This window comes from Litoreibacter sp. GN1-5 (assembly GCF_055693805.1).
Window position 1 is genome coordinate 3,029,787 of the sequence record NZ_JBVFUP010000001.1, and the last position, 22,375, is coordinate 3,052,161.

Annotated in this window: 26 protein-coding genes and 2 pseudogenes; 15 read left to right on the forward strand and 13 right to left on the reverse strand. The window is 52.1% G+C overall.

The features are described 5' to 3' along the window. Nucleotides 1-14: 14 nt before the first annotated feature. Nucleotides 15-1,547: a PAS domain S-box protein gene (locus ACZ1HF_RS15140; RefSeq protein ID WP_472658296.1), complete on the forward strand. Its 1,533-nt coding sequence runs from the start codon at nucleotides 15-17 to the stop codon at nucleotides 1,545-1,547. On the opposite strand, the gene ACZ1HF_RS15145 is transcribed toward ACZ1HF_RS15140, so the two are convergent. After that, nucleotides 1,523-2,302 (reverse strand): response regulator, encoded by a 780-nt coding sequence (locus tag ACZ1HF_RS15145; RefSeq protein ID WP_472658297.1) that lies wholly within the window; start codon nucleotides 2,300-2,302, stop codon nucleotides 1,523-1,525. The genes ACZ1HF_RS15140 and ACZ1HF_RS15145 overlap by 25 nt on opposite strands. Nucleotides 2,303-2,475: 173 nt before the next feature. On the opposite strand from ACZ1HF_RS15145, the gene ACZ1HF_RS15150 reads away from it, so the two are divergent. Then, a complete protein-coding gene (locus ACZ1HF_RS15150) occupies nucleotides 2,476-3,144 on the forward strand; it encodes a helix-turn-helix domain-containing protein (protein WP_472658298.1) in 669 nt (222 codons plus the stop codon). Between the two features lie 11 nt (nucleotides 3,145-3,155). On the opposite strand, the gene ACZ1HF_RS15155 is transcribed toward ACZ1HF_RS15150, so the two are convergent. Then, the gene (locus tag ACZ1HF_RS15155) at nucleotides 3,156-3,587 is read right to left on the reverse strand and encodes a DUF2267 domain-containing protein (protein ID WP_472658299.1); all 432 of its coding nucleotides are present in this window, start codon (nucleotides 3,585-3,587) and stop codon (nucleotides 3,156-3,158) included. A 22-nt stretch (nucleotides 3,588-3,609) separates the two neighbouring features. After that, on the reverse strand, nucleotides 3,610-4,788 hold the full coding sequence (locus tag ACZ1HF_RS15160) for a DUF8173 domain-containing protein (protein ID WP_472658300.1): 1,179 nt from the start codon (nucleotides 4,786-4,788) through the stop codon (nucleotides 3,610-3,612). A 240-nt stretch (nucleotides 4,789-5,028) separates the two neighbouring features. On the opposite strand from ACZ1HF_RS15160, the gene ACZ1HF_RS15165 reads away from it, so the two are divergent. Genes ACZ1HF_RS15165 through ACZ1HF_RS15175 form a run of 3 tightly spaced genes read left to right on the forward strand, consistent with a single transcriptional unit; the run spans nucleotide 5,029 to nucleotide 6,325 of the window. Beyond that, on the forward strand, nucleotides 5,029-5,427 hold the full coding sequence (locus ACZ1HF_RS15165) for an Hsp20/alpha crystallin family protein (RefSeq protein ID WP_472658301.1): 399 nt from the start codon (nucleotides 5,029-5,031) through the stop codon (nucleotides 5,425-5,427). 57 nt (nucleotides 5,428-5,484) lie between these two features. After that, the gene (locus ACZ1HF_RS15170; RefSeq protein ID WP_472658302.1) at nucleotides 5,485-5,817 is read left to right on the forward strand and encodes a universal stress protein; all 333 of its coding nucleotides are present in this window, start codon (nucleotides 5,485-5,487) and stop codon (nucleotides 5,815-5,817) included. Then, nucleotides 5,792-6,325 (forward strand): universal stress protein, encoded by a 534-nt coding sequence (locus ACZ1HF_RS15175; protein ID WP_472658303.1) that lies wholly within the window; start codon nucleotides 5,792-5,794, stop codon nucleotides 6,323-6,325. The genes ACZ1HF_RS15170 and ACZ1HF_RS15175 overlap by 26 nt, the downstream gene beginning before the upstream one ends. Here ACZ1HF_RS15175 and ACZ1HF_RS15180 read toward each other — a convergent pair. Continuing rightward, nucleotides 6,317-7,027, reverse strand: coding sequence for an endonuclease/exonuclease/phosphatase family protein (locus tag ACZ1HF_RS15180; protein ID WP_472658304.1), 711 nt, complete (start codon nucleotides 7,025-7,027; stop codon nucleotides 6,317-6,319). The genes ACZ1HF_RS15175 and ACZ1HF_RS15180 overlap by 9 nt on opposite strands. Nucleotides 7,028-7,066: 39 nt before the next feature. Here ACZ1HF_RS15180 and ACZ1HF_RS15185 point away from each other — a divergent pair, with 39 nt between their 5' ends. Next, nucleotides 7,067-7,720 carry a DUF2238 domain-containing protein gene (locus ACZ1HF_RS15185; RefSeq protein ID WP_472658305.1) on the forward strand — a complete coding sequence of 218 codons (654 nt, stop codon included), beginning with the start codon at nucleotides 7,067-7,069 and terminating at the stop codon, nucleotides 7,718-7,720. Between the two features lie 3 nt (nucleotides 7,721-7,723). Here ACZ1HF_RS15185 and ACZ1HF_RS15190 read toward each other — a convergent pair whose 3' ends face one another. Continuing rightward, nucleotides 7,724-8,032: a chaperone modulator CbpM gene (locus ACZ1HF_RS15190; RefSeq protein ID WP_472658306.1), complete on the reverse strand. Its 309-nt coding sequence runs from the start codon at nucleotides 8,030-8,032 to the stop codon at nucleotides 7,724-7,726. 4 nt (nucleotides 8,033-8,036) lie between these two features. Then, nucleotides 8,037-8,969, reverse strand: coding sequence for a DnaJ C-terminal domain-containing protein (locus ACZ1HF_RS15195; protein ID WP_472658307.1), 933 nt, complete (start codon nucleotides 8,967-8,969; stop codon nucleotides 8,037-8,039). Nucleotides 8,970-9,127: 158 nt separating this feature from the next. Here ACZ1HF_RS15195 and ACZ1HF_RS15200 point away from each other — a divergent pair, with 158 nt between their 5' ends. Beyond that, nucleotides 9,128-9,463: a TraR/DksA family transcriptional regulator gene (locus ACZ1HF_RS15200; protein WP_472658308.1), complete on the forward strand. Its 336-nt coding sequence runs from the start codon at nucleotides 9,128-9,130 to the stop codon at nucleotides 9,461-9,463. Nucleotides 9,464-9,517: 54 nt separating this feature from the next. Beyond that, complete coding sequence (locus ACZ1HF_RS15205; protein WP_472658309.1) at nucleotides 9,518-10,372, forward strand: universal stress protein; 855 nt, start codon at nucleotides 9,518-9,520, stop codon at nucleotides 10,370-10,372. Nucleotides 10,373-10,376: 4 nt separating this feature from the next. Here ACZ1HF_RS15205 and ACZ1HF_RS15210 read toward each other — a convergent pair whose 3' ends face one another. From ACZ1HF_RS15210 to ACZ1HF_RS15230, 5 genes are all read right to left on the reverse strand, one after another. Beyond that, nucleotides 10,377-10,622, reverse strand: a complete 246-nt coding sequence (locus ACZ1HF_RS15210) for a hypothetical protein (RefSeq protein WP_472658310.1) — start codon at nucleotides 10,620-10,622, stop codon at nucleotides 10,377-10,379. A gap of 63 nt (nucleotides 10,623-10,685) precedes the next feature. Continuing rightward, nucleotides 10,686-11,570, reverse strand: a complete 885-nt coding sequence (locus tag ACZ1HF_RS15215; RefSeq protein WP_472658311.1) for an MBL fold metallo-hydrolase — start codon at nucleotides 11,568-11,570, stop codon at nucleotides 10,686-10,688. A gap of 20 nt (nucleotides 11,571-11,590) precedes the next feature. Further along, nucleotides 11,591-12,031 carry a DUF6691 family protein gene (locus ACZ1HF_RS15220; protein ID WP_472658312.1) on the reverse strand — a complete coding sequence of 147 codons (441 nt, stop codon included), beginning with the start codon at nucleotides 12,029-12,031 and terminating at the stop codon, nucleotides 11,591-11,593. After that, nucleotides 12,019-12,468 (reverse strand): YeeE/YedE family protein, encoded by a 450-nt coding sequence (locus tag ACZ1HF_RS15225; RefSeq protein WP_472658313.1) that lies wholly within the window; start codon nucleotides 12,466-12,468, stop codon nucleotides 12,019-12,021. The genes ACZ1HF_RS15220 and ACZ1HF_RS15225 overlap by 13 nt, the downstream gene beginning before the upstream one ends. A gap of 238 nt (nucleotides 12,469-12,706) precedes the next feature. After that, on the reverse strand, nucleotides 12,707-13,690 hold the full coding sequence (locus ACZ1HF_RS15230; protein ID WP_472658314.1) for a hypothetical protein: 984 nt from the start codon (nucleotides 13,688-13,690) through the stop codon (nucleotides 12,707-12,709). A 276-nt stretch (nucleotides 13,691-13,966) separates the two neighbouring features. Between ACZ1HF_RS15230 and ACZ1HF_RS15235 the strand changes: the two are divergent. Beyond that, nucleotides 13,967-14,934: pseudogene (locus tag ACZ1HF_RS15235) on the forward strand (IS481 family transposase). Nucleotides 14,935-15,198: 264 nt separating this feature from the next. Here ACZ1HF_RS15235 and ACZ1HF_RS15240 read toward each other — a convergent pair. Beyond that, nucleotides 15,199-15,849: a ChrR family anti-sigma-E factor gene (locus tag ACZ1HF_RS15240; protein WP_472658315.1), complete on the reverse strand. Its 651-nt coding sequence runs from the start codon at nucleotides 15,847-15,849 to the stop codon at nucleotides 15,199-15,201. Nucleotides 15,850-15,857: 8 nt separating this feature from the next. After that, nucleotides 15,858-16,394 (reverse strand): sigma-70 family RNA polymerase sigma factor, encoded by a 537-nt coding sequence (locus ACZ1HF_RS15245; protein ID WP_472658316.1) that lies wholly within the window; start codon nucleotides 16,392-16,394, stop codon nucleotides 15,858-15,860. A 223-nt stretch (nucleotides 16,395-16,617) separates the two neighbouring features. Here ACZ1HF_RS15245 and ACZ1HF_RS15250 point away from each other — a divergent pair, with 223 nt between their 5' ends. The 6 genes and pseudogenes from ACZ1HF_RS15250 (at nucleotide 16,618) to ACZ1HF_RS15275 (ending at nucleotide 22,344) form a co-directional block, all read left to right on the forward strand. After that, nucleotides 16,618-17,913 (forward strand): NAD(P)/FAD-dependent oxidoreductase, encoded by a 1,296-nt coding sequence (locus tag ACZ1HF_RS15250; RefSeq protein WP_472658317.1) that lies wholly within the window; start codon nucleotides 16,618-16,620, stop codon nucleotides 17,911-17,913. Beyond that, nucleotides 17,910-18,668, forward strand: a complete 759-nt coding sequence (locus tag ACZ1HF_RS15255; protein WP_472658318.1) for a DUF1365 domain-containing protein — start codon at nucleotides 17,910-17,912, stop codon at nucleotides 18,666-18,668. The genes ACZ1HF_RS15250 and ACZ1HF_RS15255 overlap by 4 nt, the downstream gene beginning before the upstream one ends. After that, nucleotides 18,605-19,905, forward strand: a pseudogene (locus ACZ1HF_RS15260) (MFS transporter). Before ACZ1HF_RS15255 ends, ACZ1HF_RS15260 begins: the two are co-directional and overlap by 64 nt. Before the next feature lie 5 nt (nucleotides 19,906-19,910). Next, nucleotides 19,911-20,474: a DUF3833 domain-containing protein gene (locus ACZ1HF_RS15265; RefSeq protein ID WP_472658319.1), complete on the forward strand. Its 564-nt coding sequence runs from the start codon at nucleotides 19,911-19,913 to the stop codon at nucleotides 20,472-20,474. Beyond that, a complete protein-coding gene (locus ACZ1HF_RS15270) occupies nucleotides 20,471-21,202 on the forward strand; it encodes an SDR family NAD(P)-dependent oxidoreductase (RefSeq protein ID WP_472658320.1) in 732 nt (243 codons plus the stop codon). Before ACZ1HF_RS15265 ends, ACZ1HF_RS15270 begins: the two co-directional genes overlap by 4 nt. Before the next feature lie 110 nt (nucleotides 21,203-21,312). Further along, nucleotides 21,313-22,344, forward strand: coding sequence for a LacI family DNA-binding transcriptional regulator (locus ACZ1HF_RS15275; protein ID WP_472658321.1), 1,032 nt, complete (start codon nucleotides 21,313-21,315; stop codon nucleotides 22,342-22,344). The last annotated feature ends 31 nt before the right edge of the window (nucleotides 22,345-22,375 follow it).

A 22,375-nucleotide genomic window follows, 5' to 3' on the forward strand; every position in this document is an offset into this window, starting at 1 on the left:
ACACATTCACGGTCATGACTGATGCGCACGGCACCCATGATGATGCTGCTCTGCTGAATGCTGTTTTGGATGCGGCAGTGGATGCGATCATTGTGTCAAACCGCAAAGGCGAGATCATTAGAGCCAACCGTGCAGCAGGCCAGCTTTTTGGGTACAAAGTGGATGAGATACTTGGGCAAAAGGTCAACATGCTAATGCCCGAAGCGTTGGCCCGCTTGCATGATGGATTTATGGCGCATCATCTGAATACAGGTGAAAAAAGGATCATTGATATCGGCCGCGAGGTCGAGGGCCTAAGCAAGGATGGCACTGTCTTTCCACTGCATCTGTCCGTTGGGCGGGCAAATATCAACGGCAAGACCAAATTCATCGCGATTATGCATGATCTGACGCGCAGACGCGCGACGGAGGCAGCGCTGTCCCGTTCACAGCGGCTGGACGCCGTTGGACAGATGACTGGTGGGATTGCCCATGATTTCAACAATCTTCTGACGGTAGTGATCGGTAATCTTGAATTGTTGGATATGCGGATCAGTGATGAGGCACAGAGCAAACTGATCAAGGACGCTCTGGAGGCTGCAGAGCTTGGCTCGGACCTGACGTCGCGCCTTATGGTTTTCGCCCGCAAGAGCGATCTAAGCCCAGAAGTGCTGGACCTGCGAGAGCTTTGTCAAGCAACGATCACCTTAATGAAACACACGTTGGGCTCGAAATACCGGATCGAGACACAATTCTCTGATGATATTGAACTGACGTATGCGGATGCCACACAGGTTCAAAGCGCCTTGATTAATCTGTTGATGAATGCGCGTGATGCCATGCCAGATGGCGGCGTCCTAAGCTTTGGGTTGTCCAATGTTGTTATTGATGATGACTACATGGCACAGGAAATCGATATCGCGCGTGGTGTATATGTATGCCTATCTGTGACAGATACTGGTGAAGGCATGGGACTTGAAGCACAGCGTCGTGCGTTTGAGCCGTTCTTTACAACCAAGCCCAGCGGTAAAGGCACCGGGCTGGGTCTTGCAATGGTCTACGGCTTCGTGCGGCAGTCTGGTGGGTATATCACACTTTACAGCGAGATCGGTCATGGCACGACTTTCAACCTTTATTTCCCCGTGCTTAGGGAAAGAGCTGATATGCTGGCAGATAGCCCTGTCAGTGCGGCACCGCGCGGGCGTGGTCAGACGATTTTAATCGTCGAGGATGATCCGAAAGTGCGCAAGCTATCCGTAGAGCGTATTGATGACCTTGGGTTCACAGCGCTTGCAGTCGAAAACGCCGATGAAGCCTACGCGGTGTTGAAAGATGGGGCGCAGGTCGATCTGATTTTCACGGATTTGATAATGCCAGGAACCTTGAACGGGTACGATTTGGCGCAAAAAGCTCAGCAAGAATTTCCAAATATCAAGGTGTTGCTAACATCTGGATATGCAAGCGACTTGCTGCAATCCGAGGCTGAGCCAAGCTTGCCTATACTCCATAAACCGTACCGCCAATCCGATCTGGCGCGTAGCCTTCATGCACTATTAGCTGAAACCTGAGGTTTCCCCATAGTGACATCTTCTACCAGCGTATATCCAACGCCGCGCACCGTCTTGATCAACTTTGGGCTGGCGGGGTCACGCTCAATCTTTTTACGCAGGCGCGCCACTTGATTGTCAATTGTGCGATCCAGCGGCGCCCAGTCATGTCCGCCAACAAGGTCCATCAATTTTTCACGTGACAGGATACGTTTGGGGTGGCTTAGGAATACGTTGAGAAGCTTGAAATCACCGCTTGTCAGCTCACATTGCTCGCCGTTGCGGTCCCAAAATTCAAATCGTTCGGGAAGGATAGTCAAGCCATCCAACTTGTAGACCTCGCTTGCCTCGGGCGCACCACACGTACAGGGCGGGGTGCAGCCACAGGTCATTGTGGTGCTGGTTGGCGTTGCATAACGACGTAGAACTGCGCGGACACGGGCAAGCACTTCGCGGATATGGAAGGGCTTTGTGATATAGTCATCCGCCCCAATCTCAAGCCCGACAACACGATCAATTACATCATCCTTGCCAGTCAGCATAATAATTGGCACCTGCGATGTTTTACGAAGTTTTCGTGCGATATCGAAGCCGTCATCATCGCCCAGATGAATATCCAGGGTGATCAGGTTCAAGGGTGTCGTGCCGACCACATCCAGAACTTGCTTTGCGCAATCTGCCTCAAGAACCGCGAAGCCTTCGCCTTCAAGGCAATTTCGCAGAAGGGTTCTGATCTTCGGATCGTCATCAACAACAAGAATGCGCGTGATATCCATTTTCCGGCCCCTCTGTCTGAGAATATCTTTCGACTCAAGATGGGTGCTATCTTTCGGATTCATACACCCTAAGGGCCATTGATACAATTTGATACAAATTGATACGTGGCTGAAGATGATGCTGTGACAGGTCTTCCGCAAAGTTACCCAGATCACAAATGGGGGCTGCTACTATGTATGTTACGATACCTGCCGAACACATCGAAAAATCCGCGCAATTTGGTATTGCGGAATGTTCAAATCCCAAACCCGAACACCGCGTCAAACCCGGCGCTTACCTGTTTCATGAGGGTGATGAAGCGGAACGCTTGTACCAAGTCACTAGCGGCACACTGCGCCTGACGCGCATAATGGAAGATGGACGCCGCCAAGTCATCGCATTCGGATATCCGGGTGATATTGTAGGTTTTCCGAATAATGGGCTGCACCACACCGATTGTGAGGCTTTAACGAAAGCCTCTGTTATCTCGCATCCCGTAGCTGCGCTTGAGACGGGCAAGGGCAATACCAAACTTCATCGCTCTTTGCTTCAGGCGGCATTACGGGAAATCAGCGCAATGCAGGATCATTTCTTGATGCTTGGCCGCAAGTCCGCCAGCGAGAAGGTTGCATCCTTTCTTTGTGTACTCAACGATCGGGTGGGTGAGAATCTTGGTCAGTTTAAACAAATTTCTTTGCCTATGTCCCGTGCAGATATTGCTGATTTCCTTGGTCTGACCACTGAAACCGTCAGCCGCACAATCACTCAGCTGCGCAAATGCAATGTGATCGCATTAGAGAATGTCCAGACGGTGATCATCCTGAAACCTGATGCTTTGCTTGCATTGGCAGAGGGGGAATAAACCCTCTCTACTTACGGTTCTGGCCAATGTCCGCGGATATCTGCTGGTAAAACGGCACGGATATCTTCTATTTCGCCGCGCGAGATACGCGCATTGAGCAGCTTGAACATAGTTTGAATATCCTCATGACCGCGATATTCGGCGATGTCGCCAAGCTGCCCTTCGATTGTCGTAAAGAAATCTGTCGCGCGACGTTCCTTGATCGGGGTTCTCTTCGGCACCCAACCTTCAAAATACATCCCCCGGATCAGAAGCGGTAGCTGTGCAGAGAATTGCGCGCTTTCGTCCGAGCTCAGGTGATCCCTGATCTGGTGGAGCGTAACGCGCATCAATCGCAAGGCATCGCGTTGATGCGTCCAGTCAAGCCGGTCGGTTAACTCGTTGATCCATTCGTGGGTCAGTTGAACAGTGTGATCGATGACGTTCAATCCTTGGGCGGACATGGGAATTCTCCTTTTACGGGTATCAATCTTCGATAGGGTTCATATCAACATCGCGCGCGGGGGCAGGGCTGTCGATCATCCGTTCAAACAGCGCATTGGTCATCGCACCTACACCCAATAAAACAAGCGTATAATTAGCGACCCAGCCGAAGAATGGGATGAAGTTCAGCACCGCGATGCAAATCACTGCAATGGCAAGTGCTACCAGTTTGGCAACCTTGCTGGGGTCTTCTACCCCGCCGAAGGCTTGCCAGATGCGCAAAGCAACAGCATAGGCCCCAAGCACATACCCAAGCATCCAGGCCAGAAGGATCGCCAGAATGACAATCGGCACAAATGGCAGGCCTACAATGGTCAGTGCAATGATCGGGATCATACCGAACAGCATCGAAAGCCCAATAACACCGACCAGCATGATGAAACCGGGTCGTGCAGCAATGGATTTGCGCATCTTCTCAACGGGCTTTGGCAGAAATGTCAGGAAGATCGCCCCAAGGATAATGAAGAAGGCGAGCGAAACCAGAAACCCTGCGAAAATCGACATGAAGCCAGGCAAGATAGGGTATTCTTCCATATCCCATGTCTCGCGCATGTCGCGGAATGCCTGCGATTGGGTGAATTTTTCGAATGTGACACGTTCAAGCGGAATGACGCGTTCAGGTACGACCATTTCGTCCTCGGAAGAATAATGCAGCTTGCCATTAATCTTCGCATTCGGACCAAACCGAATTGTCTTGGCGGTAATCCAGACATCGCCGCCGATAGTTGCATTCAGCACAACCTCGCGTCCGGCTGCAGACAAGGCTCCACCCACAGGGCCGTCAATGGTGATCGTCTCACCCAGCATTCGGGCATTGCCTTTTGTGGCAGAGCTTTGTGAGGTGCGAACGGTCATACCCATCAGCGACAAATCCTCGCCCACATCGCTACGTACCGAAACAGTCGCCCCGGCAGCGTAAAGATCTGCGCCGGTAACGGTTTCGATATCAACGTCAAACCCTGCGACATGGGCATCGCCTTCGGCGGTCCCTTTGGCAGTGATTGCGCGGCCTGCCATGAAAACGTCGCGCTCAGACGTCAATGTTTCTGTGACAGCGGACCCGGCAACAAAACTGTCGTCGCCATTTGTGTTTGAGACAGTGTCTGCATAGGCAGCAGAGCCGAGGAAAAACAAACATAACATCAGATGCAAGCGGTGCATGGCAAATCTCCATATCAGGTACTTGCTTTATCTCTAACTCAGACAAATGCGACCGAATTGATAAGGATCAATCAAGAGCCCTTGCCCATTTGTTACGTCCTAGTGTGACGCAATCCCGCGCCGTAAATCTTTGGGAAAAAAGGAGACCGATATGACCCGCCCTAATCTGCCAAGCTTCTTCTCGGATGAGGCGTCAACTTCCCCTTCTTCCGTAATCTGCAACGCGAAATGAATGAGTTCATGGATCGTTTCCGCAATCATCCACCAATGCCAATGGCCGAAATGGTTGCAAGCAGCTCTGGCCAGCTGATGCCTTTGCTTGATATTGCCGAGACCGATGAGGCCATTGAAATCACAGCGGAAATCCCTGGTGTTAAGGAAGAAGATCTGGATATCTCGATTTCTGGCGATACGCTGATCGTAAAGGGTCAGAAGAGTAGTGATCATGAAGAGAGTAAAAAGGACTATCATCTGGTCGAACGCCGTTATGGTAGCTTCCGTCGCCAAGTGCCTTTGGGGTTTAGTCCCGACGAAGGTGCCGTGGAGGCGAAGTTTGATGATGGCATTTTGACACTGCGGATTGCAAAACCAGCAGACACCAAAGCAGCGGTACAGAAAATCAAGATTGCGAAGAAATAAGAAGGCTTGCGGGCCTATGTAATTTAGCCCGCACATTTCGCATTTGGAGGATACCCAATGGGCCTGAAAACGATCCTTGTATGCCTGACGACAGATCATAATGCCGAGACCTTGTTGAAACTCGCCATTCCGCTAGCGCGCAAACACGGAGCGCATCTGATTGGGCTGCACACAATCGAGGCACTTCTGGTCTATCCGGGCATCGCAATGCACGTTCCCGGCCCTGCGTTCTCTGAATTCAACAAAAGTCAGATGGCGCAGGCAGAGGCGGTCGAGAAGCTCTTTCGAAAGCATACCGATAACGAAGATTTCGTAAGCGAATGGCGTCTTGTTAAAAGCGAGATCCACAACTGCTGCGGATCGTATGCTGGAAAGCGCAAGGGCAGCTGATCTGGTGATCATGGCGCAGGAAGACCGTGATTGGGACCGCGCCGATCAGGCCCATGTGCAAGACCGGGTAATCCGGGACAGCGGGCGCCCGGTTGTGGTGGTCCCAAAAGACTATGATGGCCCGGAGATTGGCGCATCAATCCTGTTGGGCTGGTCCGGCACACGTGAAGCGACGCGCGCAGCACATGACGTATTGAATGTTGCCGATGACAGGGCCGATGTCTCGATCCTGCGCATCGGTGCGAAGGAAAGCGATGAGTTAGTGGATCACAGTGCAAATGAGATGGCCGAAATGTATGATCGTCACCGCCTGAAAGCCAGCGTTTTGCACCGTTCATTGGACGGTAAAAACGTAGCAGAAATTCTGAACCAAGAAGCCTTTGAAAAAGGCGCTGATATGATTGCAACCGGTGCGTTTGGTCATTCGCGCATTTACGATTTCACCATTGGAGCCGCCACGCGGGAATTGCTGCGAAATGCAAAGTTTCCAGTGATGTTTTCAAAGTGACGGGAGCGTAATATCGGCCCAGATTGGCAGATGATCCGAGGCACGCCGCGCGAGCGGGCCTTTCTCAACACCCGCAGATTTGAGCGTAAGATTATGGGATAGCGCAATCCGGTCCAGCGCCGCGACGGGCCGTGCAGCGTGGAACGAATGACCCGGGGCATGTACAGTGAAATCCTGCGTTAGCGGTTCCAGTCCGCGATGCGGCGACCATTCGTTGAAATCCCCTAGAATAACTGCGTGATCTGCATCGGCCACACTATCGCGAAGGGTTCTGAGTTGGCGCAGCCGATGCCGCCGCGCAAGCCCAAGATGGGTGGCAATCAAGGTAAGCTCATGGGGCAAATCCAGCTCAATCCGCACAGCACCTCGGGGCTCAAACCCAGGCAAGTCAATATGAGAGACGCCTTTGACATTGATCCCTTTACGTAAAAGCACCGCATTGCCATGCCACCCAAGGCTGACGGTGTTTCGCGCCAGAGGAAGCACCTCGAAATCCGTCTCGGATGCGATCATGTTGCGCGGAATTGCTGTGGGTCTGTCACCCAGACGGCGATCAGCCTCTTGCAGGGCCACCAAATCAGCGTCCAGTGTATTGATGACATGCAATATCCGCGCAGGGTCACGACGCCGATCAAGCCCCTTGGCCTTGCGAATATTATAGCTTGCCAGACGTAGGGCATGGAAATCACGCTGATGCTTCATCCTCTTTAGATAGGATGCAAAAGCGCGTAAGGAAAGGTTATGGAGATACTCAAGGCCCAAAGTCGTGTCATGCTGGTGATATGGGGGATGCTCGCGGCCTCAACATTGCTGTCGTTTGTTCTGGGGCGCTGGTCGCTGTCTTTTGTCTCGCTCGCAACGCTTGCGCTTTCCATTGCACCAGCGGCGCTAGCCTCACGGTTTCAGATCACTTTGCCAATGCCGTTTCTGGTGGCCACGACGCTGTTCATATTCGGATCAATTTTCATGGGCGAGGCCTTTGGTTTCTACGAACGCGTCTGGTGGTGGGATCTTGCGTTGCATGGCTTCTCGGCGGTTGGGTTTGGGTTGATTGGGTTCCTGTTCATTTTCATGCTGTTCGAGGGCGACCGTTTTGCAGCCCCGCCAAGCGCGATTGCCTTTATGGCCTTTTGCCTTGCCATTACGGTGGGCGCAGTCTGGGAAATCTTCGAATACAGCATGGATCAAAGCTTTGGTCTGAATATGCAGAAATCAGGTCTCGATGATACGATGGGCGACCTTATGATAGACGCTTTGGGCGGCGCCTTTGCGGCTATATCGGGATATTTCTACCTCAAAGGACAGCAATCCGGCATTCTGACGCCGATGATTGAGCAATTTATCGAATCCAACCGGCGCTTTTATCGAAAGTCCAAGAAGCGGTTTCGCAAATAGGCTTTATAGCGGTTCATATCGTGCCAGCCTGTGACGCAGGCGGTCGCGCTCTTCCAGCAATTCCAGCACCATGGCAGCCCCCGCGATATTGAGACCCAGATCACGGGTGAGACGACGCGCTTTGCGTGCCCGCACGATATTAGTGCCAATGAATTGCCACCTGTCAGGGTTTGAACCATGTGGCTCCAGCACCCCATATTCGACCAGCTCAACGACCCAATGGGTTTCAACACCACAGAAGCGACACAGCTCTGGCAGGGTCAGGCTTTCGAGAATGTCACTGTGATGATCGCGGATGACAGCCTTTTTCATCAAATCAACCTCCGATATTGGTGCGCGGATCGAAACTCAGCTCCTGCGCCATTTTCTGGTATAATTCTTTCGCAGCTTCGGTTTTCACTGGCGGGTTGACGATCTTGAGCACAGCATAAAGATCGCCAGAGCGCGCCCCTGGCAGGCCCCGTCCTTTCAGACGCAGCTTTTGGCCAGTGCGTGCGTTTTGTGGCACTTTGATATTAACCTTACCGCCCGGCGTTGGAATTGTGACGGAACCGCCCAAAGCGGCCTCCCACGGGGTCACGGGTAGATCCATATACAGGTTACGCCCGTCAATTCGGAAAACTGGGTGCGGCGCGAAAGCGACCTCTAGAAACAAGTCCCCTGCGGGGGCTTGTCCGAAACCGGGCATACCCTTGCCTTTCAGGCGGATGTGTTGACCCTCGCTGATACCTTTGGGAATTTTGACCGAGATATTGCGATCCCGCGTCACCATACGGCCCTGGGTATCGATCTCTGGCATACGTAAGGTCAGCGTTCGATTAGCCCCGGTGAATACATCCTGAAGGTCTAGGGTAATGCGCGCATGTTGGTCCTGACCGTGCATATCAGTGCTTTGCCGAAAACCTTGTGCGCTACCACCACGCCGAAACAGGGTCTCAAAGAAATCGCTGAAATCCCCATGATCCATACCTGGGGCACTGTCGGAGAAACTGAAGCTCTGATCCCAATCGGGTGGCGGGCGAAAGCTCTGACCTTGCTGCCAGTCTTGTCCCAACTGATCGTAAGCTGCGCGCTTTTCCGGGTCTGACAGCACGTCATGCGCTTCACCCACGTCCTTGAACTGTGCTTCGGCGTCAGGATTGACATCCGGATGATACTTCCGGGCAAGCTTCCGATAGGCGCGTTTGATCTCTTCCGCGCTTGCTGTGCGGTCTACACCGAGAACCTTGTAATAATCTTTGTAATTCATTGCCCTACCCGGATCGCTGTAATTTACCCTCATTATTCAAAATTGGGACAAATGCGTTTTGATAAAGATCAGTTGCAGCTTGGCATTTGACCTCAATCAATTCCTACGTGGCTCTTCAAGAATAGTCTGGTGGCAGAATGATAAGATCAGGAAACACCATGTCGCAACATGCCGTCTACAAAACCCTTATTCAACAACGCTTGCAGGACCTTGGGGTTCGCATGGCCGAGATTGAAGATGCGTTGGACAGCCCAAAGACCAAAGGCTTTGAAGATCATGCAACCGAGGTCGAACAAGACGATATGTTGGAAAGTCTAGGCAATGCCAGCCTGAAAGAAGTGCGTTTGTTAAAAGATGCGTTGGGTCGGATTGAAAATGGCACTTACGGGATCTGTCTGGAATGCGGTGAGCCGATTTCGCACGCGCGACTTGAGGCAGTACCTTACGCGCCGCTTTGCAAGAATTGCGCAACCGCCAGCGCCGATATAAATTGAACGACTGCAATCGCCAACGGTGATATCACCCAAGACTTAACCAGAGGAAATCCCATGGATAAAGAAACTGCCCTGATTATCGTTGATGTCACAACACCCGATGCTGACATCAAATCTCTGATCGCAGACTTGCCGCAACCCGGCATCCATGTGTCCGTGCTTGTGACAGGGGTCACGCAACCTCTGCCAATTTATGCGTATGGCGCACCGCCTTATGGCCCGATCATATTCCCGAAAGACTGGGAAGATACCTACGAGAAGCAAGGTCAAAACATCGCTGACCGCGCAAACCAGATAGAAATGTTATTACAATCGGCTGGCATTCAAGGTGACGTGACCACCGCCTATTGCGAAGCGTCCCTTTTGGACGATGAAATGGCCGCGCGCGCATCATTGTGTGACTATGTCTTCCTGCCGCGCGGGTTCTCGGATCAGACGCCCCATTTCAACAGAGTGCTGGGCGGGTTGTTGTTCGATGCGCCCGCTGGTGTCACGTTGAATGCTGCTTCCATACAATCGGTTTTGACAGCAAAACGTCCGTTTATCTGCTGGGATCGAAGCCAACCTGCGACCCGTGCTGTGCATCGGGCACTGCCGATCTTACGGCAGGCGGATGAAGTCACGGTGGCCGTCTTTGATCCGAAGACGCATGAAGGTGGACAACAGAGTGACCACGGCGCAGGTCTGGCAACATGGCTCAGCCGACATGGGTGCAAGGTCATGGTTCAACAATATCCCAGCGGTGGTGTTGAAGTGGGCGAAGCGATTGTAACTAAGACTGTTGAGACAGGGTCCGATCTTATTGTCATGGGCGCTTATGCGCGATCCCGCACACGGCAATTGCTTTTAGGCGGAACAACCCAGACACTGATCCGTCAGACCGACCATCCTGTTTTGCTGGCGCATTGAGAGGCTACTTCTTATCAGACCGCTGATCCTGTGACTGCCTTAGGCGACGGATCAGCGGCTTCAGATCAAGCAGGATCACGGCAACCCCAAGCGGGATCATCCAGAATCCCAATATCGGCAAAAACCCCAGAATACCGCCTATGATCAATAATATGCCGACAACGCTGCGTAGCCCCGGCGGGATATGGTGTTTGGTCCAATGCAAGCCCTTGTTGATCATCCTGCGTAGCTTATCCGGGGGCCGTTCCATTCAGGTTATATCCGGACTTCCAATCATAATGACAATAGGTGGATTAGGCTCTGTGATTTGCCCTTAAAGCCCATTCACAGGGACTTTGAGCATCGGATTACCATCCTCGTCTTTCGGGACTTCGCCTGCGCGCATATTCACTTGCAGGGATGGGATGATCAGTTTGGGTACAGCAAGCTGTGCGTCGCGTTCGGTCCGGAAGCGGATGAAATCCTCGCGCGTTTTGCCGCCGCCCACATGGATGTTGTTGGTCTTTTCCTCGGCCACTGTGGTTTCCCACATGATCTCGCGCCCGCCAGGCCCATAGTCATGGCAGATGAACAACCGCATATCATCCGGCAGGCTCAGCACCTTCTGGATTGAATCGTAAAGCTCGCCGGCGTCGCCACCCGGGAAATCTGCACGGGCCGAGCCACCATCGGGCATGAACAGGGTATCGCCCACAAACGCCGCATCACCGATCACATGTACCATACACGCCGGCGTATGGCCCGGCGTATGTATGGCGAAAGCGGGCATCGTGCCAATCTGATAGGTATCCCCATCATCGAACAAAGCATCAAACTGGCTGCCATCACGCTGAAATTCAGTTCCTTCGTTGAAGATTTTGCCAAAGACATCCTGAACAACCGTAATCTTGCGGCCAACCCCGACCTTACCGCCCAGCTTTTCCTGAATGTAGGGCGCAGCTGACAGGTGATCTGCATGCACATGGGTCTCGATCAGCCATTCAAGTTTCAGGCTGTGGCTTTCAATATAGGCGATCATTTCATCCGCATGATCATAGGTGATCCGCCCGGCGGCGTAGTCAATATCCATGACACTGTCGATCACTGCGCAAGCATCAGAGGCCGGATCTTTAATCACATAGCTGATCGTATTCGTGGCCTCATCAAAGAACGCTTTCACATCTGGATGGACATCCATATTTACAGGGTAGTTTGCCATGGTTTCCTCCTCTTCATGCGTCATGTGGATACTTGTTCTCCGTGTTTTAATGTAAATTTCATCAGGGCATTGGCTGCGAACACGCCCGCGATCAAGGCTGCAACAAACTGGATGACCTCGATCCGTCCGGTGCCCAGCGCGGGCAAAGCACCGCCAGGGCAAAAACCTGCGATACCCCAGCCGATTCCGAACACGATTGAACCACCAATCAAACGCTTATCCAGTTTGCGGTTCGCCGGGATATGAAAGTTAGGGGCAAGCAGAGGCGCTGATTTAGACAGGACGAACCGATAGCCAATAAAGGTCACGATCAATGCGCCACCCATAACAAAAGCCAGGCTAGGGTCCCATGTTCCGGCGACATCAAAGAAGTTCAACACTTTGGCCGGGTTTGCCATCCCAGAGATCGAAATTCCGACACCAAACAAAAGGCCAATCAGATAAGCAACTAGGATACGCATCGAATTACCCTCCAACCATGTGACGAATGACAAAGACAGTGACCCCCGTGCTGATAATGAACGTCAGGGTCGCCACGATAGAATCTTGGCGACAGCCGGGCCATACCACACACACCATGCCCCGACGTGCAGCCGCTTCCATAGGTGACGCCCATACCTACGATGAACCCACCGACCAGCAGCATAGATGTCGAGATCGGGACCTCGATTGCGGGCATTTGGCCGGCAATCATTAGATACAGCGCTGGACCGCTGGCCATCCCCGCAAGTGTCGCCGCGCGCCAACCCCAATCTTTGAGAGATACAGGCGCAAAAAACCCAGTCAGAATGCCTGTCGCCCCCATGATACGACCGAGAAATAGCATCATGAGCACCGCCGCCAGCCCGATCAATGTTCCGCCGAAAAGCGATGCGAAAGGTGTAAAATGTGTAGCCACTATGTAATTCTCCGCCGGCAAGGTATCATTCGATCTTAGGATAACGCGCCAGCATTTTGTGCATGTTCGAGCGCTGGATATCCCAAATTCTGAATATGGATTACATTGATGTAATTACCACGTCAGTGACATCATCACATAAAACAATTTCAATGATCTATAATTGATCGCCGTCAATCTTAAAGATGAGACTCCTATTTTGAGACTCACATCCACGTTGGTTGTGTGTAACGGTGTATCACCGCAATGCCTGACCTAAGCGCCAAATCGCTACTGTACTGTCCGAGCGTCTAACAATTATTGTCATATCTGATCGTGAAAAATAGTAGGCGTCGTGCAGATTCAAATCGGCGTCAGTTTTTGAATATTCACCCAAGCGTTCTACAAATCGGTTTTCATTCCAAGGTGTACCGATCACCACATTTTCCATCACCCACCGCTGTTCAACATTCCGCTGATCAGCTTGGTCCTTACTTTGACCAGAGCCACGCAACTCCAATTCTGCCACCCCGACGATCTCTTGGTTGATCTCTTTCGCAATACTTGGACCGTTTTCGGCTCCCCATCTTGGGTAGAAGGTAACTTCGACCAAATATTCACCAGCGGGTAAATTCTCGCTGGTGCCGTCAAGAACTAGGGTTTGATTTGGAGACGTCAGTGTCACACGCTGTGACACGCCGATATAGGAATCCGTTGGGTTCTGGCCCTTAATTGAAAGACTGGCCATTACATCAACTGGCAAAGGAATATCTGTGTTGATAACCAGCTCCGTAGCAAATGCTGAAATAGTCGAAGCTTCGACGGAAATTTCATAATCATGACTGCCATCCAGCATCGCATCTGTAAGTGGCTGATCTTCTGCCGTGATCGTATCCGATTGATAGCATTCAAAAAATATATCGATGCCAAACTGCCTCTCAGCCAGCACTCGATCTTCCTCCGATGAAGCAGGTATGGTTTCCAAAACCCTGTTGACGATACTGGGCGCGATCAGTGTTTTATATTCAGGGATCAAATGCGTGGCGATGTCTCGTTGCTGTTGGCGCATAAGACTCTCAGCCGTTTTCGCAAGTTCAAGGCAATTCGCTTCACTAGTTGAAAATTTGATCCTTTCCAAACGGTAAGCTGATTTCATATACAATGATTCAGCGACGAAAAACCCGACGATCCCAAGAGCAATAAATCCCAATATCTTGTATTTTTTCGTATTGTTCTTCATCACTTAGCGGTCCCAGCTTTTCGGTGTCAGTAGAACACTGCGTCTTCGTATAACCTCGCCATATAATCTGTCCAGATTGAGGCACTTTAGCGAACAGCGTGGCTTATAATCGAGTTGTCGATCCCTGTCCGTTTGTGGCGCTCCTGCTGAGGCTTCTATCTTACCAGTTAAACGAGACATCAAAGTGGTAGTAATTTGTAACTTGGTGGTCCGATGGTCTAGGTGTTTAGTCCCGGCATGTGGTGGTCTACTGATTTGTGACCATCAGAAGGGTGAACTATGGGACAAATTCTTCACGGGAGCGCCAAGACCACGCACGCCGTCCGAGCTCTCATACAGCGATCGCAAGCTTCGAACGCGGCGCTGAGTCGGGAACTGGGCATCAACGTCAAGACCGTCGCAAAGTGGCGCAAGCGTGACAGCGTTCAAGACGCTGCTATGGGGCCGAAGGAAGCCCATTCCACGGTTCTCAGCATCGAAGAGGAAGCCGTCATCGTCGCGTTCCGGCGGCACACGCTGCTGCCTCTGGATGATTGTCTCTATGCGCTGCAGCCCAGCATTCCGCATCTCACCCGATCATCATTGCATCGGTGCTTGCAGCGGCATGGGATCAGCCGTCTTCCAGATGTCGAGGGCGACAAGCCGAAGAAGAGGGCGACAAGCCGAAGAAGAAGTTCAAACGTTACCCGATTGGCTATTTCCACATTGACATCGCAGAAGTACGCACTGGAGAGGGGAAGATCCGTTTGTTCGTGGCCATCGACCGAACCTCCAAGTTTGCCTATGTCGAGCTGCATGAGAAGGCGGGCAAGATGATTGCCGCCCAATTCCTGCGCAATCTAATTGCCGCCGTGCCATACAGGATCCACACGATCCTGACGGATAACGGCATCCAGTTCACCAATCGCAAACAGGACACATCCGCATTCGAGCACATCTTTGATCGCGTTTGTCGCGAGCACGAGATCGACCACCGCCTGACAAAGGTGAACCATCCGTGGACGAACGGCCAGGTTGAACGCATGAACCGGACAATCAAAGAGGCGACGGTCAAGCGATATCACTATGACACACATTCACAGCTTGAAACGCACGTCACCGACTTCATTGCAGCCTACAATTACGCACGCCGATTGAAGACGCTGCAAGGCCTCACACCATTCGAATACATCTGCAAAATCTGGACAACCGAACCGGAACGCTTCAATGTCGATCCGACCCACCACATGCCGGGACTAAACAACTAGAGAACGCTGGACCCACCCCCCTTTTTGGACAAGCTGCGTGGTTTCCGATTGGGGTATCAACCCGCCCTGCCCTAGTCTCAGTAGCCTAAACCAGCGTCGTTGATTTCATTGGCATCATGATCTCAAACCAGTGTTAGTTGCACAAATTAGAATGCACACGAGTATGGAAGCAGGTGAGGATACTGCAACCTTGCACACCCCACCAGTGGGTTGGACCCACGACAAGCGCAGGACCACATGCTCCAAGTATGGATAGCTTTGGCGTTAAATCCGTAGGAATGGCTGTGCGATGCGCGGTATCAGTCCACGGAATTTCAATGGGGCGTCAGTTGCGGCCAAACAAATGCAAGCCTCACCTTCTTCTGCAACCGGTGTGTGTTCCATATCCTCGGTTGCAATTTCGATATCACCCGGACCAAAACGGTGCTCATCATCACGAAACGCACCTTGTAACACAAGCGTCAGCTCGGTCCCGCGATGGCCATGATCGGGTACTGCCGCACCTGCCGGAATATAAAGAAGGCGGACTGTTGCATCATCAGATGTCTCAAGTATCGCCTGCCGCACCCCCATACCCACGGGCCGCCAGTTGACGGCGCTTAGGTCTCCGCCGATATAATCTTGAAGAATATGCGGAAAAATACCTTCATCTTTCTTCGCAGGTTCAACGACAATGGGCATCTGGTTCATGTCATCAATCAGTTTGCAGGTCGCTTCGAAATCAACGTCCATTTCACTATCGAACTGATCTTCAAGGACTGCACCACCAACAGATTCAAACGCACCCAGACGTGCCCGACAATCATCGCACATGGTAATGTGCGATGCGATAACAACGCTGAAGGCTTCCGGCATATTCCCGGCTGCATATGCCATCAATAACTGGTCGTTGAGATGATGTTTAATATGTTTCATTCCCGCTCTCACTTCATTTCATGGCGCAACCGTTCCAGCGCCAATCGTATCCTTGATTTGATTGTCCCCAGAGGCAGGCCGGTCTCTAACGCAATCTCGCTATGAGACAAGTCACCGAAATAGGCCTTCTGTATCAAATCCTTTTGCTTATCAGGCAATTTATGCAGAGCATCTAATACCCGTTTACTTTCTTGTTGTAGCTCCACCACCTCGGCAGCATCGGGCTCTGGCTCGGGGCCCCATGTCAGCTCATCAGGTTCTGGCCGCCGCTGCTTGCGCAACATGTCAATTCGGCGGTTACGCGCAATTGTGAATATCCACGTCGCCACACTTGCACGGCTGGGATCAAACATATGCGCCTTCCGCCAAAGTGTTGCCATTACGTCTTGTGCGCATTCCTCCGCCATTTCGACATTTGTGCCTGATTTTATCAAGAACGACTTAACTCTTGGTGCAAAGTGTCGAAACAGTTCCGCGAATGCCGCTTTGTCTTGTGACAAGCGTATCCGTGTAACCAGATCCACCCAATGCGTATCTTCTTTCATACGAGCTGCGCCCCGATTTTTATTCCGAGTTCCGGTAAGTTTTTCCGAACGGCCAGTGTAAAATGACCTGTTCGGATTAATATTCGCAATCTCGGCAACTGATGTGCAACTCAACATATCTTATTTACGGGGTAAACTACCAAGTGGATCACCTGTTTCAATTTAATCCGTTATGTAACGATCAGCGTATTGAACAATAAAGACTAATTTGCTGGAGACCTTCATGCCGTTTGAGACCCCTTCTAATGCTCCGAAGCGTATTGCTGTCATCGGAGCTGGAATTTCTGGGATGGGTGCTGCGCATCTTTTATCCAAATCAAACAGAGTTGTTCTGTTTGAATCCGAAAAACGTCTCGGCGGTCATGCCCGCACAATCATTGCGGGGAAAAACGGGGATCAACCGGTTGATACAGGATTTATCGTATACAACCGGGCAAACTACCCGCACGTTACCAAGTTGTTTGAGGGTCTCGATGTTCCCGTCACAAAAAGCAATATGAGCTTCGGGGCATCTATAAATGGCGGATCGCTGGAATATGGCCTTGCATCGATGGATGCAATCTTTGCACAACGTCGCAATATCAGCCGTCCTCAGTTTCTGCGGATGCTGCGCGATATAATGCGCTTTAATACACACGCAGTTGACGCCGCACGCGATCCAGACCTTTCCATTGCCGATTTTTTGAACAACCTCGGAACAGGGTCGTGGTTTCGTGACCACTATCTTCTGCCGCTGACGGGTGCGATTTGGTCCACCCCTGTCACGCGCATGGCGAATTTTCCGGCTCAGGCGATGATCCGGTTCATGAAAAACCACGCGTTGTTGGGGTATTCTGGTCAGCACCAGTGGTACACTGTCAAAGGCGGATCTGTAGAATACGTTACGCGGCTGGAGGAAATGATCAGATCCCAAGGGGTCGATGTGCGTTTGGGCGCACCGATCAAATCAGTGAAACGCGTTGGGGCGCGTGTCGAGGTGACACCGTTTGGTGGCGTGGCAGAACGATTTGATGAAGTTGTTTTCGCCACTCATTCTGATGACAGTCTAGCCATGCTGTCCGATCCATCCGAGGCAGAACGCAATGCCTTGTTAGCCATTAAGTATCAACCAAATGAAGCCGTGCTGCATGCGGATACATCCTTGATGCCAAAGCGCCGCAAGGTCTGGTCCAGCTGGATGTATTGCGAGGACAAAAACAAATCGTCCGACAAGATCGACCTGACATATTGGATGAATTCGCTTCAGCCAATCCCACAGGATGATCTGATGTTTGTTACACTGAACTCAACCCGGCCCATCCGGGAGGAATTGATCTACGACACCAACACGTTCCGTCATCCTGTTTATACAGTCGAAGCTTTAAAGGCCCAGACAGCAATTCAGGCAATGAATGGTACAAATCGGACATGGTTCTGCGGGGCGTGGATGAAAAACGGTTTCCACGAAGATGGATATGCCAGTGCTGTAGAAGTCGCCGAGGCGATGACGACGACTACCCGAGAAAAGGTTACCGCGTGACCCGGATCAACCATATTGCCGGTGAAACTTTTCACGGGCGTAAGGGCGCGGTTGAAAATGCGTTCCGATATGGTGTGGACTACGTCCTTCTAAACCCTGAGCAGCACGATAGCGGTCCGACCCTATTTTCGTCCAATCGGCGCAATCTGATTTCATTATATGACAGCGATCATGGCGGAGCCCCTAAAAAGGGGCGCGGTGTTGATTGGGTGCGGGATGTCCTGACGGCACATAATATAATGTCTTTGGTAAATCGGATTGAGCTGTTGGCACAACCTCGCGTTATGGGCCATGTGTTTAATCCGGTCAGTTTCTGGCTCATCTATGATGCCGATGATGCGCTGCGCGCCGTTATCCCGGAAGTCACGAATACCTTTGGCGACCGTCATTCCTATCTTTGCATGCATGAGGATCGCAGGCCCATTCAGGCGTCCGACACGTTGACTGCCCGCAAGATATTCCATGTCTCGCCCTTTCAGCCCGTTGAAGGGGACTACACATTCCGTTTTGATATTCGAAAGGATCTTGTCGGCATCTGGATCGACTATACCGCCGGTGATGGTGGGCTTTATGCGACACTGACGGGCAAGAGAAAGCCGCTAACAAATGGCTCAATCCTACGGGCTTGTCTCAGACGGCCATTCGGTTCACGTCGGGTGCTTGGGCTGATCCACTGGCAAGCGTTTAAACTATGGTGGAAGGGCGCGCGTTACCGCGCCCGCCCAACACCCCCCTCGCAAGAGGTGTCGCGGTGACAGCCACAACTCTCCCACGCTATGGCGACAGGCTTTCGGCTTATGCTGTGTTCGCAGCAGTATTGTCAGGCGCTGGCCTGCCAATCTATATCTACGCGCCAAAATTCTACGCAGACACCTATGGTGTCAGCCTTGCGACACTTGCTGCGGTTTTATTCGGACTGCGCCTGTTTGACGTAGTTCAAGACCCGTTTCTGGGCTGGTTGAGCGAGCGTCTTGGCGCAACTCGCAGGATTGCGGTGAGTATCGGCGGCGCTATCTTTGCGCTTTCGATGTTGGGATTGTTTGCGGTTGCGCCACCGATTTCACCTATTTGGTGGTTTGGCTTGATGATCACTGGCCTGTTCACCGCATTCAGTTTCCTGACGATCAACTTTTATGCCCAAGGCATTACCAAAGCCAGCAACCTGACGGGTGGCCACACAAGGTTGGCGGCATGGCGGGAAACCGGCGCATTGCTTGGCGTTTGTATCGCAGCGATCACGCCCACCCTTCTGGACGGCATGGTAAGCGCACCGTTTACAGCATTTGCCGCGGGCTTTGCTGGCATTACCGTATTGGCCGTCTTTGTAATGCTGCCCGAATGGTCTGACCGTATCCAACATGAGCCGACACCGATCCGTTCAATTCTTGGCGACAGGACGGCCCGCCGCCTTCTGATGCTTGCATTGGTTAATGCAACGCCTCTGGCTGTGTCCTCCACCCTGTTCCTGTTCTACGTTGAAAGCCGCCTTGCCGCGCCTGGATGGGAAGGGCCATTGCTGGTTCTGTTCTTTCTGGCGGCTGCTCTGTCAGCGCCAGGATGGGCAAAGGCTGCGGCCCGGTTTGGGGAAAACCCGTGCTGCTGTTCGCCATGGTCATGGCGATTGTGTCTTTCGGCTTTGTTCTGCCCCTTGGCGCGGGGGATGTCGCATTTTTTGCTCTGATATGTATCGTCTCGGGCGCGACGATCGGCGCTGACATGACATTATTGCCTGCGCTTTTTGCGAAACGGATGGCCGTGATTTCGCCTAATGGCGGACAAGGCTTTGGCCTCTGGTCGCTTGTCTCGAAGTTTACCCTAGCCTTTGCTGCTATCATTTTGCTGCCCCTGTTGGAAAATACAGGCTTCGTATCTGGTGCAACCTCGAATCCTGAGACTGCATTGAACACCCTGACAATCTTATACGCGCTGATCCCATGCGCTTTGAAATTGGTCGCCATCGCTTTGCTAAGCGCAACGACCCTAGAGGAGTGACGAGAATGGAACCGTTCACCTATGCCTTGCTTGGAATGATCCTCATGCTTTCGCTTGTTTTTGTCTGGACCCGCAAGTTCGGGTTTCTGGCGCAGTCACCAGAAGATTATGCTGATAAGGGACCGCAGTTTGACCTTAGAAAGCACTTGGCAGGTCCGATCCTGTGCGAAGGCATGATCTATGGCCCCACAGGCCGCGTTACCTCACGCTTTGTGGCGGATATGGATGTATCATGGAACGGCAATATTGGCACGATGACCGAGGAGTTTCGTTATGACAGCGGGGCTACGCAAAGCCGGTATTGGAAACTGACGCTCGGCAATGATGGTTCGATCCGCGCAGAAGCGCCTGATGTCATTGGCATCGGTCAGGGCGTACAGCGGGGCGCGGGGGTACAATTGAATTACCGTATCAAACTGCCCGAAGAATCCGGTGGGCATGAGCTGGACACAGTGGACTGGATGTATCTGGTCGAGAACGGAACCATTATGAATCGTAGTCAGTTCCGCAAATACGGGGTCAAAGTTGCGGAGCTTGTCGCAACTATGCGTAAGAAGGAAGCTGCGTGAGACATTGGCAAGGAAAACGCTATTGGTTGGTTGGCGCGTCTGAAGGTCTGGGCCGCGCCCTTGCAATGAAGCTCAGCCGTGTGGGTGCCGAGGTGGTTGTGTCGGCCCGTAATGAAGACAGGCTGAAAGAGCTGTGTGATGAATTACCTGGAAGGGCCTCATACGTCTCGGTTGACGTGCGCGACAGTGAAGATGTCGCACGTGCCGCTCAGGAAGTTGGTGAGATTGACGGTCTGATTTATCTGGCCGGGGTCTATTGGCCCATGAAATCGCAAAACTGGAATGCAGAGCAGACCGAAACAATGTGCGATATCAATTTCACCGGTGCTGTGCGTGTCGTTGGTGCTGCCTTGCCAGCGATGTTGTCTCGTGATGCAGGACATATCGTTCTGACCGGCAGTCTGTCCGGCTTTCGCGGGTTGCCGGGGGCGGTCGGATACGGTGCCAGCAAAGCAGGGCTGATGTATCTGGCCGAAAGCATGTATGCGGATCTTCGCAATACAGGTATCAAGATTCAATTGGCCAATCCGGGCTTCATCAAGACACGGCTGACCGACAAGAACGATTTCAATATGCCGTTCATTATGGACCCCGATGAGGCCGCCAACGAAATGTTCGAACATATGAATGATGACAGCTTCAAGAAGAGCTTTCCGCGTATGTTTGGCTTGATGTTCCGGGCAAGTCAGTTCCTGCCCGATTGGCTTTACTACAGAGTATTCTCCTGAAATCTGTCCATAAATAGAAGGTAGCTTTATGTGGCGGTAGCGTTCCTGAGTAACTTTACCTTGCGCCGAAAGCGCTTTCGGAATAAATATTCCGCAAGGGGGAATCGTTCATGAAGCGCACGAGCTTGAAAATTCTGGCGAACCATTTGGGGCTTGCAGAAGGAACAGTTTCGCGTGCGTTGAACGATTACGCGGATATCAGCGCGAAAACCCGTGACAGAGTACGCAAGGCAGCGGATGAGCTTGGTTATAAACCCAACCCCATCGCACGTCGTCTGGCCACCGGTGTTGCCGAGGCGGTCGCATATATCATGCCGGACTCGAATTCGAATATATCGGAACCATTCGTCGCTCAGCTTTTGAAAGGCTTGGGTCAATCCTTATCCAAGCGCGGATGGGATCTTCTTGTCACGCAACACAATGGCAATGAGGACGAAAAAACCATGATCCGCAGGCTTACGACATCTGGCCGGGTTAGCGGTGTGGTATTGTCCCGTCCGCATAAGGTCGATAAGCGGATCAACCTGCTGAAAGAGGCAAAGTTTCCTTTTATCGTCCATGGGCGCTCGGACGAATATGCCGATTATGCTTGGTATGACGTCGACAATACCAAGGCCTTCATTGAGGCTGTGGATCACCTCGTTGCTTTGGGCCATGAGCGGATCGGTTTCGTTGGGGCACCGACATATTACAATTTTGCGCATATGCGTCTTGATGGATATAAGCAGGGCCTGCAAACCAATGGGCTTGCGGTTGATGAAACGCTGATCCAAATCACGGATTTAAGCGATGAGGGCGGACAAGCCGCCGCTGATGCGATGCTTGACAGTGCCGCACCGCCATCCGCCTTTCTTTGTGTGACGGATACACAGGCACTGGGCGCGCTAACTGCCATCCGGGATCGCGGCCTGATCCCAGGCAAGCACGTGTCCGTTATTGGCTATGATGGTGTCAGCATAGGTAAGCACTCAAATCCGCCGCTCACGACAATGATGCAGCCGCAAGCGCATTCGGGGCGCCTTCTGGGGGATATGTTGCTGGCCATCATTGATGGCGGAAATCCAAGCGACTTCCAGGAATTGCGCCGCGCAGAATTGTTGCGGCGCAAGTCAGACGGACCGGTTTGGTCTAATCGTATGTAACCAATGTTGATGGGGGTAAAATAACAGCCAT

Coding starts and splice junctions, on each gene's coding strand:
- ACZ1HF_RS15140 (WP_472658296.1), top strand. CDS start 15: ATGACTGATGCGCACGGCACCCATGATGATGCTGCTCTGCTGAATGCT.
- ACZ1HF_RS15145 (WP_472658297.1), bottom strand. CDS start 2,302: ATGGATATCACGCGCATTCTTGTTGTTGATGACGATCCGAAGATCAGA.
- ACZ1HF_RS15150 (WP_472658298.1), top strand. CDS start 2,476: ATGTATGTTACGATACCTGCCGAACACATCGAAAAATCCGCGCAATTT.
- ACZ1HF_RS15155 (WP_472658299.1), bottom strand. CDS start 3,587: ATGTCCGCCCAAGGATTGAACGTCATCGATCACACTGTTCAACTGACC.
- ACZ1HF_RS15160 (WP_472658300.1), bottom strand. CDS start 4,788: ATGCACCGCTTGCATCTGATGTTATGTTTGTTTTTCCTCGGCTCTGCT.
- ACZ1HF_RS15165 (WP_472658301.1), top strand. CDS start 5,029: ATGGATCGTTTCCGCAATCATCCACCAATGCCAATGGCCGAAATGGTT.
- ACZ1HF_RS15170 (WP_472658302.1), top strand. CDS start 5,485: ATGGGCCTGAAAACGATCCTTGTATGCCTGACGACAGATCATAATGCC.
- ACZ1HF_RS15175 (WP_472658303.1), top strand. CDS start 5,792: ATGCTGGAAAGCGCAAGGGCAGCTGATCTGGTGATCATGGCGCAGGAA.
- ACZ1HF_RS15180 (WP_472658304.1), bottom strand. CDS start 7,027: ATGAAGCATCAGCGTGATTTCCATGCCCTACGTCTGGCAAGCTATAAT.
- ACZ1HF_RS15185 (WP_472658305.1), top strand. CDS start 7,067: ATGGAGATACTCAAGGCCCAAAGTCGTGTCATGCTGGTGATATGGGGG.
- ACZ1HF_RS15190 (WP_472658306.1), bottom strand. CDS start 8,032: ATGAAAAAGGCTGTCATCCGCGATCATCACAGTGACATTCTCGAAAGC.
- ACZ1HF_RS15195 (WP_472658307.1), bottom strand. CDS start 8,969: ATGAATTACAAAGATTATTACAAGGTTCTCGGTGTAGACCGCACAGCA.
- ACZ1HF_RS15200 (WP_472658308.1), top strand. CDS start 9,128: ATGTCGCAACATGCCGTCTACAAAACCCTTATTCAACAACGCTTGCAG.
- ACZ1HF_RS15205 (WP_472658309.1), top strand. CDS start 9,518: ATGGATAAAGAAACTGCCCTGATTATCGTTGATGTCACAACACCCGAT.
- ACZ1HF_RS15210 (WP_472658310.1), bottom strand. CDS start 10,622: ATGGAACGGCCCCCGGATAAGCTACGCAGGATGATCAACAAGGGCTTG.
- ACZ1HF_RS15215 (WP_472658311.1), bottom strand. CDS start 11,570: ATGGCAAACTACCCTGTAAATATGGATGTCCATCCAGATGTGAAAGCG.
- ACZ1HF_RS15220 (WP_472658312.1), bottom strand. CDS start 12,031: ATGCGTATCCTAGTTGCTTATCTGATTGGCCTTTTGTTTGGTGTCGGA.
- ACZ1HF_RS15240 (WP_472658315.1), bottom strand. CDS start 15,849: ATGAAACATATTAAACATCATCTCAACGACCAGTTATTGATGGCATAT.
- ACZ1HF_RS15245 (WP_472658316.1), bottom strand. CDS start 16,394: ATGAAAGAAGATACGCATTGGGTGGATCTGGTTACACGGATACGCTTG.
- ACZ1HF_RS15250 (WP_472658317.1), top strand. CDS start 16,618: ATGCCGTTTGAGACCCCTTCTAATGCTCCGAAGCGTATTGCTGTCATC.
- ACZ1HF_RS15265 (WP_472658319.1), top strand. CDS start 19,911: ATGGAACCGTTCACCTATGCCTTGCTTGGAATGATCCTCATGCTTTCG.
- ACZ1HF_RS15275 (WP_472658321.1), top strand. CDS start 21,313: ATGAAGCGCACGAGCTTGAAAATTCTGGCGAACCATTTGGGGCTTGCA.